Raw genomic sequence first — 18,220 nt, 5'->3', positions numbered from 1 at the left:
CTGATAGATAATCAGGGAGAATTAGCTCATATCTGTAACCCAGGCTTATCCCTTCCCAGCTCAGCCAGTTTCCGGTTCTTTTCATTTAATGTCCCAAAATCCTTCAGGCAGCAGATGACCCGTCCGCAGGACTCCAAAACCGCCGCCGCGAGCTCATAGGTCTCCTCCCGAATCAGTTCAAAGGGCGCTTCCGATATCACCCTGGCAGCCAATGCCCTGGCAATGGGGTAATCTATATCATTTTCGTGGAGGATGCCTGCTGCAAATGGGATTCCCATGCGCTGCAGTTTCCTGTAAACCGGAATGCCGCTTCCGTTTCCGCCTATGACGAACACCTGAGGCGTCCCCTTTACCGGTTCCATCTCCAGACAGCCAAACCCGGCATAATAGCTGCCTTTAGTAATTCCATACAGCCTGGTAATATAGGAGGATGTGAAAATTTCTTCCGGTGTCCCGCACCGCTCGATGTACTCCCCGTTTACGCAGACAATATAATCAGATAGCTTCTGCGCTAAATCCAACTCATGAAGGGACATGAGCACCGCTACCTTCTTCCTGCGGACCAGGTCCTTTAAAATGGTCAGAAGCTCCAGCTTATGCCGGATATCCAGGAAGGAGGTGGGTTCATCCAGGACAATGACCCTGGGGTCCTGGCAGATGGCCCGCGCCAGAAGAATGCGCTGCTTCTGCCCGTCGCTTATCTCCGAAAAATCCCGCGGGGCAAGTTCCCATGCATGGACCAGCTCCATGGCCTCCCTGACCTTTCCTCTGTCCTCTGACGTCAGTATGCCCATCCTTCCGGTATATGGATAACGGCCTGTGCCGACCACATCCTCACAGGTCATGAGCTCAGGGTGAATCCGCTCTGTCATCAAAATGGACATCCTCTTTGCAATCTCCCTGTCCCCCATACCCTTCATGGGCATGCCATCCAGATATACTGTCCCTTCCAGCAGTCCCAGCTGCCGGATTACGCTTCGCAGAATGGTGGATTTACCAGCCCCATTTGGCCCGATCAGCGTCACGATTTCACCCGGCCTCACATGTATCCCGATTTGCCTTATCAGAGGTGTCCCGCCGTATCCCACGGTCATATTTTCTGTCCATATGTAATCTTCTGCCATGATATCCGCCTCTCCATTTCTCTTGCATTTCTCCTGCAATTCACTGCATCCCCTTCCGGTTATGCACCATCATACAGATGACCACAGGCGCGCCGAATACAGCCGTCACAGAGCTGATGCTGAGTTCCGTGGGCGCAAAGACTGTCCTGGCAGCCAAATCGCAGAACAGGCAGAACACTGCGCCGCCCAGGAAGCAGCCCGGAATCATGAGTATGGGCTTTGCCGTCTTAAACAGGCTCTTCACCAGGTGGGGAACCGCGATTCCCACAAAGGATATGGGGCCCGCAAATGCAGTCACACAGGCGGAAAGAATACTGGACAGCAGAATCAGGGCCACCCTGAACCGCAGTATGTTCACACCCATGTTCTGGGCGTACACCTCCCCCATCTGGTAAGCGCCAATGGGCTTTGCCATGAGAAAGACAAGAATCAGCGCCAGGAAAACCACTGCCGTCATGACCCTTACATTCTCCCAGGAGGTACCTGAAAAACTGCCCATGGACCAGTTATGGAGATTGACAATGTTGGCATCGTCTGCAAATGTCACCACAAAATCAGTTATGGCGGAACAGATATAGCTAATCATCACCCCGCAGATAACAAGCATGGACATCTTCTTCACCTTACCGGAAATCATAAGGACAAATCCCATGGAAATCATGGAACCCGCAAAAGCAGCCAGAATCATACCCGCAGAGCCGATAGAGCTTCCTCTTCCCAGCAGGACAATCATCGCAAGGGAGACCACCAGTTTTGCGCCGGATGAAATCCCCAGCACAAAAGGACCTGCTATGGGATTTGCAAAAAACGTCTGGAGCAGAAAACCTGATACGGACAGCGCGCCGCCCAGTATCACAGCCGAAAGAATCCGGGGGAGGCGTATATCCCATACAATGCGGTATGAGGCGGCCTCCCCTGTCCTCCTAAACAGAATTTCACCGATTTCCTCCACAGACAGGCGCACACTGCCGGAATTGATGTTCCAGATAAATAAAAAGCACATCATGGCCGCCAGAAGGGCAAATGAAATGCTGTATTTTATGTAGGTACTTTTTGTCATTCAGACTACTCCTTATTTAACGCAGCCGGTGCATATACCTGAGACCTTCCGGCTCCTCCTCTGTCAGTATCCGGTGGATATCCAAAATCATATCCCCAAGGCCCATGGTTTCCTGAAACAGGCTTTTCTCCGTACACCACACATTTCCCTCTTTCACGGCCTTAAAATCAGCCAGAAGGCTGCTTTTCTCCAAAAGCTGGCTCAGTTTGTCCAGCTCCCCGTCAATGGTGCTGTTGTATATAATATAATCCGCATTCCTGGCCGCGGCATAAAAGCTTTCCATCTGCATATTCATGGTGGACAATGCATTTTCATGTTCCGTAAGTCCCTGGGGCACATAGGATCCTCCGGCCAGGTCTATCATTTTAGCCACATAATCCCCCGACTTCCTGACATTGACATAACCGTTGGAGCTGATATAGAAAAATGATACTGTTTTCCCGGTATTCTTCTGATTCATCACGGGTTCCAGCTGCTTCACCTGCCCGGCAAAACAGCGCTCTGCCTGTTCCTCCCGGCCCAACAGCACCGCATATAATTTCAGCCATTCCATCCTTCCCAGGGGATGGCTCTCATAGCTGGATCGCTCCACCAGAACCGGTATCCCCAGCTTCTCCAGCTGTTCCTTTACTTCCGGGGAATGATAAATCATAGTGGATTCAATGGCCAGGTCACAGGACCCGGACAAAATCCGCTCATAGTCCGGCGCGTTGTATTTGCCCGCATAGAGCATTCTGCCATCTTCCAGGGCCGACTTTGCCTCCTCTATGTACCAACCGGAAGCATCTGTCCCTGACAGTGTAATCCGGTCCATTCCATCCAGGCTGCAAAACAGGTCCATGGCTGAGGTCGCCGCCAGATAAATATTCTCCAGCGGCTGTTTTATGACAACCACATCGTCCGGAAGGCCGGAAGGCTCTGATTTTCCTTCCGGCACCACCAGATAACAGCCGCTGTCCTTAATCGTTATCATTGCGTAACCGCCTTCGTAGTAGTCCACTGAAAACTGGTCCGCATAGAGAAGCTCCATACCTCCGGTTCTCTTTTTGCCGCTCCAGCTTTCCGGGACAGGGTCCGGGGAGGAATCCACGGACTTGTTATTCGCGGCAGCCAGATCCGCCCCGGTCCGCTCTGCCGGAGAACAGCCTGTACACACCGCTGCCATAAAGATTCCTGCGGCAGCAATCGCCATTAATTTCTTTTTTCGTTTCATCATTCAGCCCTTTTAATTGTCGTTGAATCAAACACCAGGGTATATTCCACCTCGTGAGGTTCGCTCATGGCTACGGTATCCGCTATGACCGGCATCTTCCAGTCAAATGCACTGACCGGAATCTCAAAAGAAGAATTACCCTCCGTATGAATCAGGTCGAACTTCTCTCCGTCAACCTTCATATAATCATAGTTGGAACTGCTCCAGATAATGACCGCAAATGCCCGGCCGTCCTCAACCCTGAGTGCTGCCGGTGACTCCACAGACGCCCGGCCTGAACCGCCCTCCAGCCTGACTGCCACCGTATATGAACCATCTTCCAGCTTAAGGCTCTCCGCTGAAGCCACCTTACCGTCGGCAAAAGCCTCTGGCGGAAGGGAGTCGGCGAGGAACACCAGAACACGGTCATACCATTTTTCCTTTTTCTTGCTGAAGGCGCTGCAGTCAATTTCCTTGTCCAGCGCTTCCACCGGTACCTTGAAGGTGTGTTTTCCATCTGCATTTTCCACAAATGGGATAAAATCCGCCTCAGAAGCCTGCTCCGCCTCAGCCCCAGTTCCCATATACAGTTTCAAATACCCGGTCCCGCTCATGGTCATAACCGCACTCATGGCGCCATCCTGCACCGTAAGTTCACACTCCGTAATCTGGAACATGCTGGAGCTGGAGTCCACCCTGACCTCATAGACCCCGTCCTTTATCGCATCCGCCTGAATTGGCTCCATTCCGCCTTTCACCACATCCCCGTGGCTGCCTGACTCCTGATTTCCGGCATCTTCTGCCCGGGCATCATCATATGCCGCTTCGGTCAGTTCCTCCACAGAAGATTTTGCGGCGGCACTGGTGTCAGCGGCAGCCGGCGTCTTTCCGCCGCAGCCTGAAAGGGCCCCTGCGGACAGCCCTATGGCAGCCAGGAGGACATACAATTTCATTTTCATGTATTTCATTTTCCCACCTTTAAAAGGGCGATCAGCAAATTACCCCGACCGCCCAATTATCTTTCTGATTTACTTTGTCAGACTGTCAACCGCTGCCTGAGCATGTTCTGCAAAGAGCTGCTGGATTGCTTCCAGCTCGCCGAGTCCGTTAACAAGGCATGTCACTTCATAGCCCGCATCCTCGAAAGCAGTCTTCCAGGAGCCATCTTCGTCTCCTGCCATGTCATTGTTGGCATGGTCGCCTGCCACGATCATCAGCGGTTCCAGTACTACCTTCTGGTAGCTTCCTTCCTTCACTGCTGCCAGGACATCATCCAGGCTTGGCGCTGCCTCCACGGTACCCACATAGTAATTCTTATAGCCTGCCTCCGTGAGCATATCCTGCATTTTTGCATATACCTGGTTGGACTCTGCCTCTGTGCCGTGTCCCATAAAGCAGATGGCTGTCTCGCCGTCATCATACTGGGCAGTTGCCTCTGTGATGGCCTTCATGACTGCCCTGAAATCATCATCCGTGGTGAGGAGCGGCTTTCCGATTGCCACTTTATCAAATGCGTCAGAATACTCCGCCACCTCATTGACTAAATCCGTATACTCAAGTCCGTTCATCAGATGGGTGGGCTGAATCACAAGATTCCTGACACCGTTCTTCTCTGCGCGTTCAAGCGCCTCGCCTACATTGTCAATGGCAACATTATCCCTGGATTTTACGTGGTCAATGATAATCTGGCTGGTGAATCCTCTCCTGACTGCGAAGTCGGGAAATGCCTTCTCAATAGCGTCCTCAATGGCACCAATGGTCAGACGTCTGCTGTCATTGTAGCTGGTACCAAAGCTGACTACCAGAAGCTCATTTTCACCGATTTCATCCTTATTCCTTGCATTATCCTTTGAAGCATCGCCAGTATCGTAATTCTCCTCGTCAGCCTCGGCTGCTGCTTCGGCCTCTGCTGTTGTCTCTGGCGCTTCCGTTTCTGCCTCTGCGGTCTGCTCAGCAGTGGTCACTGTCTCAGACTCCTTGGCGGCCTCTGCCGCCGTTTCCTTCTGCCCGCCGGAACAGCCGGCTAAGGTCACTGTTGTCAGGGCTGCTGCCGCAAATAATACTGCCAGTTTTTTCATCTTTATTTTCTCTTTCCTCCTTGTTTTATGACACCGTATCGGTTAAACCAAGGTAGAGGAATATGCAGCTGTATCTGATGAATCCCAAACGGCAGCCCACACGCGCATAAGCGTATTCCGGAAGCTTTTTGCGGATATGCGATTTTCCGCAGATATGTAATACGCAGCGTGTCCATGCCCCGAAGCAATCCCCTCCGTCCGGGCACAGTTTCCCCTGCGTAAAAATCCGTTACCGTATGAGTCAGAAATCTGCGGCCGAAACACCGTAAATCGGTACAACCAATTACTCGTGATTTGGAAATTATTCCTGTACCAACAACTGGCAGGTTTCCTGACTCGTATATCAACACGCATGACCGCCTTCCCAATTCAAATTGAATCAGTGACTGTCCCTGACATAAACCATGCGCTCCTTACTTACAGTGACGAGATCGTACAGGATTTCCACCTGTTTCCCTATTACCCCCAGTCTGCCAAAGACAGACAGCGGCACCAGCTGTTCTTAACTCGATATGCTTTATCCTACCACTTAATGTAAAAAAAAGCAATAAAATCAATCATTATCTGGAAGCAGCTTCACTGTCACCATGATCTGTTTCAGAAACTCCCCTTCCTCCAGCCTGATATCCTCCATATGGGTCTGGGGAGGAAACTCAAAGGTTCTCTCCTCAATCTCCAGATAGAGCCAGTTGTAGGCCGCTTCCCTGGCATGCTCCACAGCGTCCTCCAGGTCCGGTCCGTCTGCCTCGCAGCACTGCAGATCCGGAAATGTCACATGGTAGCCTTTATCGTTTTTATGAGGCGTAAATACCGCCGGGTAAGTAAATGTCATGTCTTTCTTCCTCCAATATTCATAATAAAGCATACTTATTATATACTGAATTTGGATTCTGCACAATCTCAGACTGTTATTGTATAGCTGTAATTTTTTGGAATGTTTTTTAAGTCCGGATTCCGGCAGCACACCATAAATATAAGTCTTTGTGCCTTCATCCGGAACAATATGGACAACTGCCCCATCCCTGGACCGTATGCTGCATCCTCTCTCTCATTGTGGTGGAATCAAAACCACAACCGTTGTTTTCCATGACATTCCCCTGCCTTCAAAGCGCCGTCCCCATCTTAGGCATGAACAGGCCTTCCATGTCCACCCCTTCATGCTTCAGCAGCCATATCTTTTTATCAATGCCCCCGGCGTATCCGGTCAGACTGCCGGTTGTGCCTACCACCCTGTGGCACGGTATGATGATGGAAATTGGATTGTGGCCCACTGCTCCGCCCACTGCCTGTGCAGACATGGTTTCCCTGTTCATGTTCTTTGCCATTTTCTTTGCAATATCGCCGTACGTAGTGAGCCGGCCATAGGGAATCTGACAGAGGATTTCCCATACCCCCTGCCGGAATTCTCCTCCCAGGGGAGCCAGCAAAAGCTCTGAGGAGTTGGGCTTCTTTCCTGCAAAATAGCGGTCCAGCCAGTCCTTTGTATTTTTAAAAATACCAAGTTCCCGGTCCTCAGTCATCTCTTCTTTTACAGTACCGGCGAAATACTTCTGTCCTTCCAGCCATAGCCCAACCAGTCCTTCACCGTCAGCAGCCAGCTTAATCCTGCCAACCGGCGATGCATAATCTGTTGTATAATACATATTACTCCCTCTCTGTCCTCCCTTCCCACCAGCGCCAGAAGTCACGCCGGAGCAGGAATACATCCTTACCCCAGCAGTCCCCGCACCATTTCCCCGTCAAACACCACCGCTGGGACGTGGTCCACTTCTATCTGATAGAGGGCGTTGGCAGCCATATGCTCTGCGGCCTGCTCCAGATCCCGGATGCCTGTGGTGTCCGCGTATTTTTCTATGACTGCGTCAAGTGCGTCTTCTGTCACCACACATTCATTTTCATGCAGTCCCATGCGTCTTAAAACCTTTGGCATGGCGTACCTGGAAAATATGATTTTCTTCTCCTCCGGTGTATAATCCGGAATATCAATCACTGCAAAACGCGACATAAGGGGCGCACTGATTTGGCTCTTATCGTTGGCCGTGGCAATGGGATACACGCCGGCGGTGGGAATCATACATTCTATGTAATTGTCCGTAAATCCCAGATTGTCCAGGAGGGTCAGCAGAACATCGGCTGGATTGCCGTTGCCTTTTCCCGCTGACGCCTTGTCCAGTTCGTTGATAATAAAGACAAGGTTGGATTCTCCCGCCATGGAGAATGCTTCCATGATGATTCCCGGTTTGGCATTTGAATAGATGCGGGAACTGCCGGTGAGCTGTTCCGAATCATTGATGGAGCTCATGTCCAGTGTCGTCCACGGAAGCTTTAAAATCCTGGCTACCGCATAGGCAATCTGTGACTTTCCGGTGCCTGCCGGGCCAGCCAGAAGCATGCCGTATGCGGGAAGGGTATGGGTGCGGTTAATCTGTATGATGGTCTCTATGATTCTCTGCTTGACCCGTTCCATACCGTACAGCTCCTCATCCAGAATCCGGCGGGCCTCCCTTGGGTCAATGGACTCAAAATAGTGGTTCTTCCACTGTATATTCATCATGATGGAAAGGGCGCGCTGCGCATGGCGCCTCTCCTCCGGGGTCACTTCATGGGATCGGGCTACCGCCAGGTTCCTGCGGGCCCAGATTCGTATGTTATCAGGCAGCGTCCTGCCGGCGCAATTCAAGAAATCAGAAAGGCTCTGAAGACTGGTCAGCTTCATGTCGTCCCCGATTTCCTCCATGTCCTCTTCCGCCAGTTCCGTCTCCGGCGCGCTGCTTGCCAGCAGCCTGTCAATCATAAACTGGAGAAATCCGTCCTCGGCGGACAGCTTGGTTCCGCCGCCAAAGGCCACCTCCCGAATCTTATAGACCGCGTATCCGTCCCCGCGGTTCTGGCCGGACAGACGGACACTGATACGATTCTCCCCCAGCCAGCGCAGCAGACTGATGAAGCGTGCGTCAACCCGCAGGATATCCGCGCTGATGGTCCCGTCCTCCTCCTTGAATTCAAAGGCTGTCCGCTTGGCCTGATTGGTGAATACGCCGCAGGAATGGTGCTTCCAGGCCCGGCCGCTGTTATCCAGGACAAGCATGGGCTTCTCCGGAGAGGCAGCCGCCTCGCTGGAATAGTATACCGTATAGGTACACTGGGGCACCTCTTCCTTTTTGGGTGTGTCGCTGAAATCAAATACTGGCATGATAATCCTCCCTGATATTGAAAGAGAGAGTCATAACACCTCTGTGCCATATACTCTCTCCTTGTGGCTAAATTACGTGTATGTCCACTGGAAAAGCACGTTTTTCCAGCCTTATTATATGTAAATCCTTTTTTTATGTCAATAGGTGATTGCGGCCTTTCCTCTGTCCCCATCTTGCTTCTTTCTATCCCACTCCTTCCAATCTCCCGCTCTTTAAATCCTGCGTCATGAAAGCATGGTTTTATATCCGTATCATCCGTATCATCCGCATTAATTCCAGCGCACTCCGGAAATTAACGATTTCTCCCTTCGTGACTTTCCCCCGCACGCTTCCCTGAATACTGGAATTCTGTCTGTATTTCACGTAAACCACCAATACATGCCTGGCCTGGATGGCGTGCTGAAACGGAATCTGGTCTATGCTGTAGACCAGGTTATCCCTGCTCACCTGGGGATGATGGGAGCTGGCCTCACGGTACTGCTTTTCCATCTCTGTATTTAAGAATCTGGGGTCCGTGGTAGACTGAGGGGCTCCTACCCAGTCGCATATCTCATACAGTTTCAGCGCCATATCTCCGGCTCCGTTAAATTGTACAGGCTCCTTGAGATAACAACTATATATTTCTCCGTATGGCTCTCCCTCCTTCGCTCCATGGATACATACCATCATCGTGCTTGCCCTGTCAGATACCACCATTTCTTCAATCCGCCTTATGGCTTCTTCATCCTGTATGCTGCCGCCCATTTCTTACTCCTCTTCCATTTATTGTCTTTCATCCGCTATTTACAACAGAATCCCTCTTTTGTTGTAATAAACAGAAATATGTTTTGATTTATTATACTACATATTTTTTGTGTATGCCACATAAAAGTGAAAAGCCGCATTTTTTTAGGGTTTTATTGTACAAAAACCAGGCTGGTTAAAGTCATATTTAACCGGCCTGGTTTTTGTGGAGTTTAATGGTTCTTTATTTATGTATACGCTTCCTTTCAGGGAAATGAGGAACAGTCTGGACATTTTGTTTACAACAAAAGAGGGATTCTGTTGTATCTGTCTATCAACAGGTCCATTTTCTCCAACTGTCTGAGATGATTCTCTCCGCTTTCCATTGTATAAATCCTTGTGGTATTAACACTGCTGTGTCCCAGTATATCCGCCAGCCTTACCAGATCCTTCTCCTGGCTGTAATATACCCTTGCAAATAAATGCCTGAGATTATGGGGAAATACCTTATCCGGATTGACCCCGGCTTTATGGCTGATTCGTTTCATCTCGCGCCAGATATTGCTTCGGTCCAGGGGCTTGCCGTTTCGCGTGACGAATATCATGCCGGATACAATATTCATTTTTCTTGCGTACGCCTTAAGGAGCCTGCACAATCCATCGGTCAGGAATACGGTCCTTACCTTTCCTTTGCAGTCCACCTCTGCAATCTGCTTATCCACCGCGTTCACTGTGATGTAATTGAGCTCCGATATTCGGATTCCGGTGGAACATACGGTCTGAAGCAGAAGGGACAGCCTCTCATTCCCTTCACTGCGGGCAACATTCACAAGCCGTTTATATTCCTCCCGGGAAAGCTCCCTCTGCCTGGAGCAGAATACCCTCTGCTTTACCTTTATGAACCGGACGGTGCAGTCCTCCCAGCCAGCCCACCGCAAAAAACCGTTCAGGGCCGCAAGGGCGCTGTTGGCCGTAACAGGGGAAAAACGTTCCTTTAGTTCTTCCTTCCATAATATTACGCTTTCCTTGCTCACCTGCCTTCCATTCACATATTCCCTGAAAAGATTCAGATAATAGTAATATTTTTTAATGGTTCCGATGCTCATTTCATTTTCATGCATCACGCTGCAATAATCCTTCATCATGCTGTCTGAGATAACTTTCTTACCCATATCCTTTCCTCCTTGAACTGCCTTCAGTCTGTTCCTCATCTGGTAGAATTCCCATTCCATCATGGATTATTCTGCCGTAACAATCGTGTTTTATAGATAAAATAAACAGGCATCCAGAACCCCAAACAGTTCCAGATGCCCATTCACAAGCATGTCTTTTTCAAAATAGCTCTGTGTAATACTGCCTTTCTCATTCAGGTCTTTATTTGTGTGTTAAATCATATCATGATTCCTGCTGCCGCGCAATGAAGGGGGGCGCCGCAAAATAAAATATTTTCCCAAAAAACAGGAGCCAAAATAAGTTTCCTTATATTGGCTCCCATATCAGAAAATCAGATGTCCCAAAATACGGACATCGTCATTCCGCAGACTCATATTAAGTTAAAATGTCAAAGGGTGGTTTCCCTCCACTTGACTATATTCTTAAACACCACTTCCCCATCTGTCTTCTTCCCATCCAGGATGTCAGCCAGCTCTTCCATGGCCCTGACCCCTTCCTGATAAGCAGGCGTGATGATGGCAGATATGGCTGGGGTAGTCATCCTGGTCCATCCCTCTGCGTCAAAACCGATAAGGCCCAGGGTGTCCGGAAACAGCTTCATATAATCCGGATACCTGCGAATCGCCTGGTACACCACCTGCAAAAGTCCCGGACTGGCAACATAAATCAGCGTCCTTTTTTCCAGGTTTATCTGGTCCTTCAGCATTTCATACACCCGATCGGACTTCACGCCCTCCTGGAGGTACTGGGTGGCGCCCTCCTTCCAGGCGTCCTGTATGGCATCCTTATATCCCTGGGTATTCTCAAAACCTGCGCTGATATTGGAATCACCGTCGGAAATCATGAGGAAGTTCTCATATCCCTTCTTGATGCATTCCGAAATCACCTGGTACACACAGTCATAATTGTTGCTTTTCACATACCGTCCCTTGAAATCATAGGGCTTGGCATCCAGATATACGATGGGTTTTTTCTTTTTTTCCAGGTCTGAGGCCAGCATGCCGAAACGATAGGTGGACTGGACAATAAAACCGTCAACCCCCAGTCTGAGCATGCGTTCCACATAATCCTTCTCGTGCTGGAAAGCGAGACCGCTGTTTCCGACCACAATCTGGTACTCCAGGGCGCTGGCAGCCTCCTCAATTCCTTTGAGAGCCCTGGAGCAGTATCCCTCCGACGTGTCCGCCAGAATGACCCCCACCACGCCGCTGCTCTTGGCCTTCATGGCCCTGGCTGCAGCACTTGGCTCATATCCGGTCTCATCAATGATATGCTGTATTCTCTGTTTGGTCTCCTCAGACATCTTATTAATCTTGCCATTGAGATAGAAGGACACCGTTGTTTTTGAAACACCCGCCCGTTCAGCAATCTCATTAATTGTCAACTTCTTCATTCTGACCTCCACCCGCCTCATCCTGCATCGCTCTTATAAATATACCATTAAATCCTCAATCGGTAAAGTGTCGTGATCCCATTTATGGTGTGAATGGCTGCTGCCTTGGCGTAAACCGGCACACCTTTGCAATAGTGAATTTTACCGCCCTGCCATGTTTCCTGATTCCAGACCAGGAAATCCCAGGATTCATCCGGCGAGATGAAAAAGCTCATTGCCGTCACCTGTTCCTCCGGCTCCGGCCGGCTGCTTCCATACTGGAAAACCTGGGGGATTTTTGCCTCCGCTCCTTCTCCGATCAGACAGGTCCAGTCTGTGATACGGTCCGTAAAACCGGCTTTCTTGACCAGACAGGTGCTTTTCTCTTTCTGGTTATACTGTTTGGATATGACACAGGGCGCTGCCTCAAAGGGATGGGAGCCCATAACCTTCATTGCCTCATCCCCGCCAAAACACAGTCTCCAGCAGTCCCCGGTCCCGTCCGTCCCCGTCCCCATGCGGGTTCCCTGTACGGCACTGTCCAGATGATAATACTCCTTCACCTCATGGCTGCCATTGCAGCGTATATCATTGACAATCATCCAGATTCCCTGGTCCACCGCCATCACCTTGCGGATGACCAGATAATGTGCGCCGGACATGAGACACCCGTGATAAGCCATTTCCCCGTAATGGACCGGCCCCTGTTCCCGGTAATAATTTTTAAAGCTCTGTCCAAAGCTGTCATACCCCCATGAACCCCTGGGCCTTCCATGGGACTCGCCGTCTATGACGCATACATTGTGGGCCTGGGCGCTCTTGAGAAACGGACGCAGCGCTTCCTCCTCCACGTAGGAATACCTGCCGCTGTCCACCAGTATGGGACAGCCTCTGTAATGCACCGATACATGAGTCATATCCGCATGCCCGTGCCCGCTGCCCAGGGGACCGCATTTCAGGTAGGTAAAATGGCTGTCCTCCTCCCAGCTGCTTCTAAAAAAAATATGCCCTGCATCCGCTGCATCCAGGGACAGGCTCTCCGGTTTCCTGCCCGCCATGGCACTGTACCCGATGATTCCGGCGCTGCCCAGCATCCAGGCACTGTCCAGGTCCGCGGTATCATATCCTGCATATCTGTACCTGCCGTCACCGGTAAGGACAGCCGCCTTCACCATCACATCCCTCACATCGGTAACATCGCTGTCACATTGGGCTATCTGAAAATGATCCGGTCCCGAGGCGAAAAGCACGTAATGGCTCATCCTGGCAACGGCTTTCTCCAGCCAGTCTATATTGCGCCAAAATTCCTTCCGGCCATATCCATCCCCTGCGCCTCCCGCGCCGGCCTTATCTGCCCTGCTTCCAATCCGGCTGCAGGCCCGGCAGGAAGCCAGCAGCTTCATGCAGGCCAGAAGTACCTCCATATGATACATCATAGACTGCTCCCAGTGGGCTCCGTCATCCAGTACCTGGAGCCCAATCTGACGTTCCAGTTCCTGCCAGGCCCAGTCCTCTGTTCCGTCTGCAGGTAAATATTCGGGAAACCACAGGTATCCGCTGCATATGGATGCCGTCTGAAGGACGCCCCAGTTGCTGAGTGTATACTTTCCGATGTATCTCTTCCTCAGGCTGGCAAACTGGTCTTTCATGCTCTCCATGATTTCTCCTGCTTCCTTTTCCTCCATAAGACCCTCTCCCAGAAGATGAAGCAGAAGATACTGCCAGCTCATGCACCGGATTCCCGTGTCAATGGTCCGGGTGGTCACGGTTCCCTCAGGCAGTATGGGGTTTGCCTGAATCCAATGAAGCAGGAACCATTTCAGCTTTTCCACATATCTCCTTTCGCCGGTAAGCCAGCCTGCAATAAGCAGTTTGTTCATGTATTCGTGACGGTTCAGCATGAAAATCCATTCCGGATCCCCGTTAGGGCTTCTGTCCCATATCATTTCCTTAAGGGTAAATGGTTCACGGCAGGGTTCCATATCCCATCTGTCCTCAAATGAAAATGTATGCGCCATCAGCCTGTCTGCCTGCGCCAGAATTCGTTCCGCCTCCTGCCGGCAGTTTTCGGTGATATGGGCGGACACCCGTTCCTTCTCATACCAGGCCGCGTAGGCCTCTGCTCTTTCTCTTACATGTACATATCTTCCATCATGCATAGATAACTCCTTTTTATCCCATTCAGTCTTTCTTTCATTTAGGGGGCAGCTTCATCCCCTGTCCTCATTTACAGTTTAAAACCAGAGAGGGAGGCACCCCTGCTGCATGCTTCAGGCATACATGTCAAAGGGTACCTCCCTGCTTTTTTCTAGGCAATCAGATGCAGGACAGAAAGCACCACGCCCAGGATAATGGTAAGGATGACCAGCTTATAGGTGGTCCACTTTTTCACCTTTATAAGGTAGAAAATAAGTCCTGTGAACAATGCAGGAAGGAGCCTGGGGGCGATGGCGTCTATCATCTCCTGGATGGCCACCACCTTCTGCTGGTCTCCCGGCATATTGGCAACGTATTGAATCGGTGTGGAAATCTTCACAAAATTTACGGCAAGTCCGGAGATGACAGTCACGCCTATCATGCTGGCGATATTGGATATCTGTTCCATCTTCGTGCTGAGGGTGGCAATGATGTTGGTACCCAGCTTGTGGCCCCACATGCCGGTCAGAAGCTTCATGGCCAGAAGAATCACGTTCATGGCCACAAAGAACAGGATGGGTCCCATAATCAGGCCGTCCTGGGCCAGGGATGCGCCAATGGTTGCAAACAGCGGCGCCAGGCAGAACTGGGCAAGAGAATCACCGATTCCGGCCAAAGGTCCCATGAGAGCCATTTTGATGTTGCGGATTTCATTGGAAGGAGTCTTATTCTCCAGCATGACCAGATGAAGGCTGGTGATAAACGGAAGAAAATGAATATTGGTATTAAAAAACTCTATATTCTCCTTCAATGCTTCCTGAAGTTTGTCATCGTCGTCCTTGTACATCTTGCGAAGGGCAGGATAAAGTACATTTGCATAGCCAAGGCCCTGGTAATTGCCATAGTTAAATCCATTCTGCAGGAAATAGGCCCGCAGGGATGTCTTCATATAATCTTTTTTCTCCAGCTGATTAAATGCCATCTTCAAATTCAACCTCCACTTCTTCTACAGATTCGCCGTTTCCTTTGCCGGCATGGAAAAATACAAGCAGCGCAATGGCCGTACCGATTACAGCCACTCCCATAACAGGAAGGTTCAGGTAGGCAATGGCGATATAGCCAAACAGTACAAATGGAATCAGTTCCTTCTTTGCCATTACATTGAGAATCATGGCAAAACCAATGGCTGGAAGCATCTTGCCTGCCACGCCCAGACCCGCGCTGAGCCATGCGGGAATCAGAGAAATCACCTTCTGGAGCCCCTCGGAGCTAAAGGCGCCGCCGAATCCGATAATGAAGCCAACCACCGCAAATACGCAGACTGTTGCATTGGCAGCTATCCTGAAGCCGCGGAAATTCTTCTTATCCAGGGCCTTATACGCATAGCTTGTAAGGATTGTGGCAAAGGTATAGGTGGCTGTAATCACAAACTGGAAAGCCACTGCAAAGGGGAATGAAAGAGCCAGGGCAGAACCCACGTCAATACCGGAATCCTTCATGGTGATGGCTATGATGGTTCCCACAATTCCCGGTCCCATGGGGTTTGGCGGTACGGAACCGCCCTGGGATACGCCAAATCCCATGAATGCCAGCTCACCCACAGCTCCCATGGCCAGTCCAGTGGGAAGGTCCCCTAAAATAAGTCCCACGCCGGCTGCCATGACCAGGCACCGGTTGGTGTAAATTCCGAACAACATGCCTGCCAGACAGAAGGCTGTCCACAGACCGATTAGCAAACATTGAAACATACTGATTGTCACGATAAATCCCTCCTCTTAAACGTGTCTTTTCCAATTAAAGATACTTATTCAAATCCACCCTGGCTGCTCCGTCATCGCCGGAAGCAGTTGTCCTGGTATTAAAGACGACTCCATACTCATCACGCAGCTGCCTTAAGGCTGCCTTATCCTCGTCGCCCAGTGCAATATACTTGCTCACTTCCTCCTTTCCCGGAGCGTGATGGATATTGCCCACGTTGATTTCCTTCACAGGTACGCCGCCTGCCGCCAGCTTAAGCGCATCCTCCGGCGTCTTGCAGACAATAAAGATGGTCTGTTTCGGAGATGCCTTCATGATTACGTCACAGGTGTGCTGGATGGAAAAAAAGCGCATGGCGATGGTCTTTGGAACCACAGCCTTCATCAGCGTCTGCTGCATGGAATCCTCACTGGCCGAATCATTTGCAACAATGACCGTATTCACGCCAAGAGCTTTAATCCAGAGCTGTCCCTGTCCGTGAATCAGCCTCTCGTCAATCCTGAATGCTACAATATTAGGTACCGCCATTTCATATCCTCCTTTTATTTCCTTACCAATATAAATTCCAATCCTTATAAAACCGCGTAAGGGCTTCCATATAATAATAGTCTCCCCAGATATTACCCTCATCCACGCCCTTGCCTGAATGCCATGAATACACGCCATGGAGCAGTACCGGATTTCCGGCTTTTATCTCCGGCGCCGTATAGCGTTCCATCAGGGTGCGCAGGATACAGTGCATGGCATGGCGGTAGGTGTCCTTATCGGATTCTACCTCCGGCAGATACTTAAGCATCTCGTGAATACCGCACACCCCAATGGCTGCTGCCGATGAATCCCTGGACTGTTCTGAACCGTCTGTGAATATCAGATCCCAGTAGCACACCTCATCTTCCGGAAGCCGGTTCAGGAAATAATTGGTCATGCCCTTAAACAGATTGAAGGCACTGACATCCTTAACGTATCTGTAATTCAGCGGTATACCGTAGATTCCCCATGCCTGGCCCCTGGCCCAGGCCGAGTCATCGCTGTATCCCTGTCTGGTGACGCCCTTAAGAGGTTCCCCTGTCTCAGGGTCAAAATAAAAGGTGTGGTATGCTGAGGCGTCATCCCTTATAACATTGTTGCAGGCCGCCTCATAATGCCGTACCGCCGCGTTCCGGTATACAGGATTTCCGGTTTCCAGGGAAGCCCAGTGCAGAAGCGGAATATTCAGCAGGCAGTCAATAATCAGGCGGTAGTTATCCCTGGCTCCAAGCTCTCCCCAGGCCTGGATGAAACCGCCCTTTTCCTGAAACCGCTCCATCAGCTTGTCGGCTGCCAGAAGCCCTGCCTTCCTGCCCTCCGCGGAACCGGTCAGCTTATATCCGGCCACACATGACAGGCTGTAGAGAAAGCCCAGATCATGGTGGTCCAGCTCAATGCGCTTCTCCACCCGGTTCAGGAAGGATCCCACATTTTTAAGAGCCAGCTCCTTAAAGGCATCGTCTCCTGTGTACTCGTAGCACAGCCACAGAAGTCCGGTCCAGAATCCGTCCGTCCATTCAATGTTGTCTATGACTCCGTATGTCTGGTTCCTGGTGGCTGATGAAGGGAATCTGGTGCCAAAGTACTCCATATTGCATCTTACCTGGTCCACCACCCGATCCATGGCTGCCGTGACCTCTTCCCTGGTCAGAAACCGCGCCGCCTCGTAGTTAGCCTTCCTGTTGATTGGTTCCACATGAATCTTCTTAATCACGTTCTCAATCCCCATCCTTTCCTTAAATCGAATCTGATTGTGCTGCAATCCGATTCATTTATACTCCCTTTTGCGGTATATGCCGCTGTGTCAGCCCATGCTCTTGTAATACGCTCTTGTAGTTCGTTCTTATAATCTGCTCTTATAATCTGCTCTTATAATCTGCTCTTATAATCCGTTCTTACAATCCGTCCTCAAACTCCGGCGCTTCCTCTCCGCTGTCCAGGGCATCCAAATCCCGCAGTCCTTCCTTACCTGCTGTCAGCAGTGTTGATGCCAGCTCGTCCAACCCATACATAGGTCTGGAGAACACGGCTTCCACCAGAGCCGCCATGTTCACACCGGCAATTACCTTGATTCTCTTGTCCGCCCGCTCTGCCCTCAGGGCCGCTGCCGTGTTAAACGGGGTGCCTCCCACCAAATCAGCCAGAATCAGGACCTCATCCCCTTCCAATGATTCCATGGCCCTTGTCATGGAGTTCTTCAGTTCCTCTGAACTTTGTCCCAGCTCAAAGTTAACTGCTGCCGTGTTGTCCGGTTTTCCAGCCACCAGGGAGATGGCGCTTAGAATGCCTTCCGGAAACTTCCCGTGTCCTGTTACAATGATTCCTGTCATGCGTTTTCCTTCCTCCTGTTTGTTTTCCTCCAGGTTTACTTCACCTTGGTTTA

At 50.6% G+C, this 18,220-nt stretch carries 16 protein-coding genes, 1 pseudogene and 1 riboswitch; all 17 genes and pseudogenes read right to left on the bottom strand.

The window, feature by feature from the left end:
* Positions 1 to 26: 26 nt before the first annotated feature.
* On the bottom strand, positions 27 to 1,124 hold the full coding sequence (locus G614_RS0108745) for an ABC transporter ATP-binding protein (protein ID WP_027641663.1): 1,098 nt from the start codon (positions 1,122 to 1,124) through the stop codon (positions 27 to 29).
* Positions 1,125 to 1,164: 40 nt separating this feature from the next.
* On the bottom strand, positions 1,165 to 2,184 hold the full coding sequence (locus tag G614_RS0108740) for a FecCD family ABC transporter permease (RefSeq protein ID WP_027641662.1): 1,020 nt from the start codon (positions 2,182 to 2,184) through the stop codon (positions 1,165 to 1,167).
* Between the two features lie 16 nt (positions 2,185 to 2,200).
* Complete coding sequence (locus G614_RS0108735) at positions 2,201 to 3,400, bottom strand: ABC transporter substrate-binding protein (protein ID WP_027641661.1); 1,200 nt, start codon at positions 3,398 to 3,400, stop codon at positions 2,201 to 2,203.
* Positions 3,397 to 4,373 (bottom strand): annotated as a pseudogene (locus G614_RS0108730) (hypothetical protein). Before G614_RS0108730 ends, G614_RS0108735 begins: the two are co-directional and overlap by 4 nt.
* Before the next feature lie 31 nt (positions 4,374 to 4,404).
* On the bottom strand, positions 4,405 to 5,460 hold the full coding sequence (locus G614_RS0108725; protein ID WP_027641659.1) for a sirohydrochlorin cobaltochelatase: 1,056 nt from the start codon (positions 5,458 to 5,460) through the stop codon (positions 4,405 to 4,407).
* Between the two features lie 297 nt (positions 5,461 to 5,757).
* Positions 5,758 to 5,966: riboswitch (cobalamin riboswitch) on the bottom strand.
* 41 nt (positions 5,967 to 6,007) lie between these two features.
* Complete coding sequence (locus G614_RS0108720; protein WP_027641658.1) at positions 6,008 to 6,286, bottom strand: type II toxin-antitoxin system HicB family antitoxin; 279 nt, start codon at positions 6,284 to 6,286, stop codon at positions 6,008 to 6,010.
* Positions 6,287 to 6,557: 271 nt separating this feature from the next.
* Positions 6,558 to 7,097 carry a methylated-DNA--[protein]-cysteine S-methyltransferase gene (locus G614_RS0108715; protein ID WP_027641657.1) on the bottom strand — a complete coding sequence of 180 codons (540 nt, stop codon included), beginning with the start codon at positions 7,095 to 7,097 and terminating at the stop codon, positions 6,558 to 6,560.
* A 65-nt stretch (positions 7,098 to 7,162) separates the two neighbouring features.
* The gene (locus tag G614_RS0108710; protein ID WP_027641656.1) at positions 7,163 to 8,647 is read right to left on the bottom strand and encodes an AAA family ATPase; all 1,485 of its coding nucleotides are present in this window, start codon (positions 8,645 to 8,647) and stop codon (positions 7,163 to 7,165) included.
* 241 nt (positions 8,648 to 8,888) lie between these two features.
* Entirely contained in the window at positions 8,889 to 9,392 is a 504-nt protein-coding gene (locus G614_RS0108705; RefSeq protein ID WP_027641655.1) for a hypothetical protein, read from the bottom strand.
* A gap of 278 nt (positions 9,393 to 9,670) precedes the next feature.
* Positions 9,671 to 10,543, bottom strand: a complete 873-nt coding sequence (locus G614_RS0108700) for a tyrosine-type recombinase/integrase (protein ID WP_027641654.1) — start codon at positions 10,541 to 10,543, stop codon at positions 9,671 to 9,673.
* 389 nt (positions 10,544 to 10,932) lie between these two features.
* Positions 10,933 to 11,937 carry a LacI family DNA-binding transcriptional regulator gene (locus tag G614_RS0108695; RefSeq protein WP_027641653.1) on the bottom strand — a complete coding sequence of 335 codons (1,005 nt, stop codon included), beginning with the start codon at positions 11,935 to 11,937 and terminating at the stop codon, positions 10,933 to 10,935.
* Positions 11,938 to 11,984: 47 nt separating this feature from the next.
* Complete coding sequence (locus G614_RS0108690; RefSeq protein WP_027641652.1) at positions 11,985 to 14,075, bottom strand: heparinase II/III domain-containing protein; 2,091 nt, start codon at positions 14,073 to 14,075, stop codon at positions 11,985 to 11,987.
* Between the two features lie 149 nt (positions 14,076 to 14,224).
* Positions 14,225 to 15,034 carry a PTS system mannose/fructose/sorbose family transporter subunit IID gene (locus tag G614_RS0108685; protein ID WP_027641651.1) on the bottom strand — a complete coding sequence of 270 codons (810 nt, stop codon included), beginning with the start codon at positions 15,032 to 15,034 and terminating at the stop codon, positions 14,225 to 14,227.
* Positions 15,024 to 15,812 carry a PTS mannose/fructose/sorbose/N-acetylgalactosamine transporter subunit IIC gene (locus G614_RS0108680; protein ID WP_027641650.1) on the bottom strand — a complete coding sequence of 263 codons (789 nt, stop codon included), beginning with the start codon at positions 15,810 to 15,812 and terminating at the stop codon, positions 15,024 to 15,026. Before G614_RS0108680 ends, G614_RS0108685 begins: the two co-directional genes overlap by 11 nt.
* A gap of 34 nt (positions 15,813 to 15,846) precedes the next feature.
* Positions 15,847 to 16,338 (bottom strand): PTS system mannose/fructose/N-acetylgalactosamine-transporter subunit IIB, encoded by a 492-nt coding sequence (locus G614_RS0108675; RefSeq protein WP_027641649.1) that lies wholly within the window; start codon positions 16,336 to 16,338, stop codon positions 15,847 to 15,849.
* A 22-nt stretch (positions 16,339 to 16,360) separates the two neighbouring features.
* Positions 16,361 to 17,566 carry a glycoside hydrolase family 88 protein gene (locus G614_RS0108670; protein WP_044917518.1) on the bottom strand — a complete coding sequence of 402 codons (1,206 nt, stop codon included), beginning with the start codon at positions 17,564 to 17,566 and terminating at the stop codon, positions 16,361 to 16,363.
* A 166-nt stretch (positions 17,567 to 17,732) separates the two neighbouring features.
* A complete protein-coding gene (locus G614_RS0108665; protein ID WP_027641647.1) occupies positions 17,733 to 18,167 on the bottom strand; it encodes a PTS sugar transporter subunit IIA in 435 nt (144 codons plus the stop codon).
* Between the last annotated feature and the right edge of the window lie 53 nt (positions 18,168 to 18,220).

It is taken from the genome of [Clostridium] clostridioforme AGR2157 (assembly GCF_000424325.1).
In the GTDB taxonomy this organism is placed as follows: Bacteria; Bacillota; Clostridia; order Lachnospirales; family Lachnospiraceae; genus Enterocloster; species Enterocloster clostridioformis_A.
The sequence above is the reverse complement of the archived record's forward strand: the minus strand, read 5'-3'. Positions and strand labels throughout refer to the sequence as shown.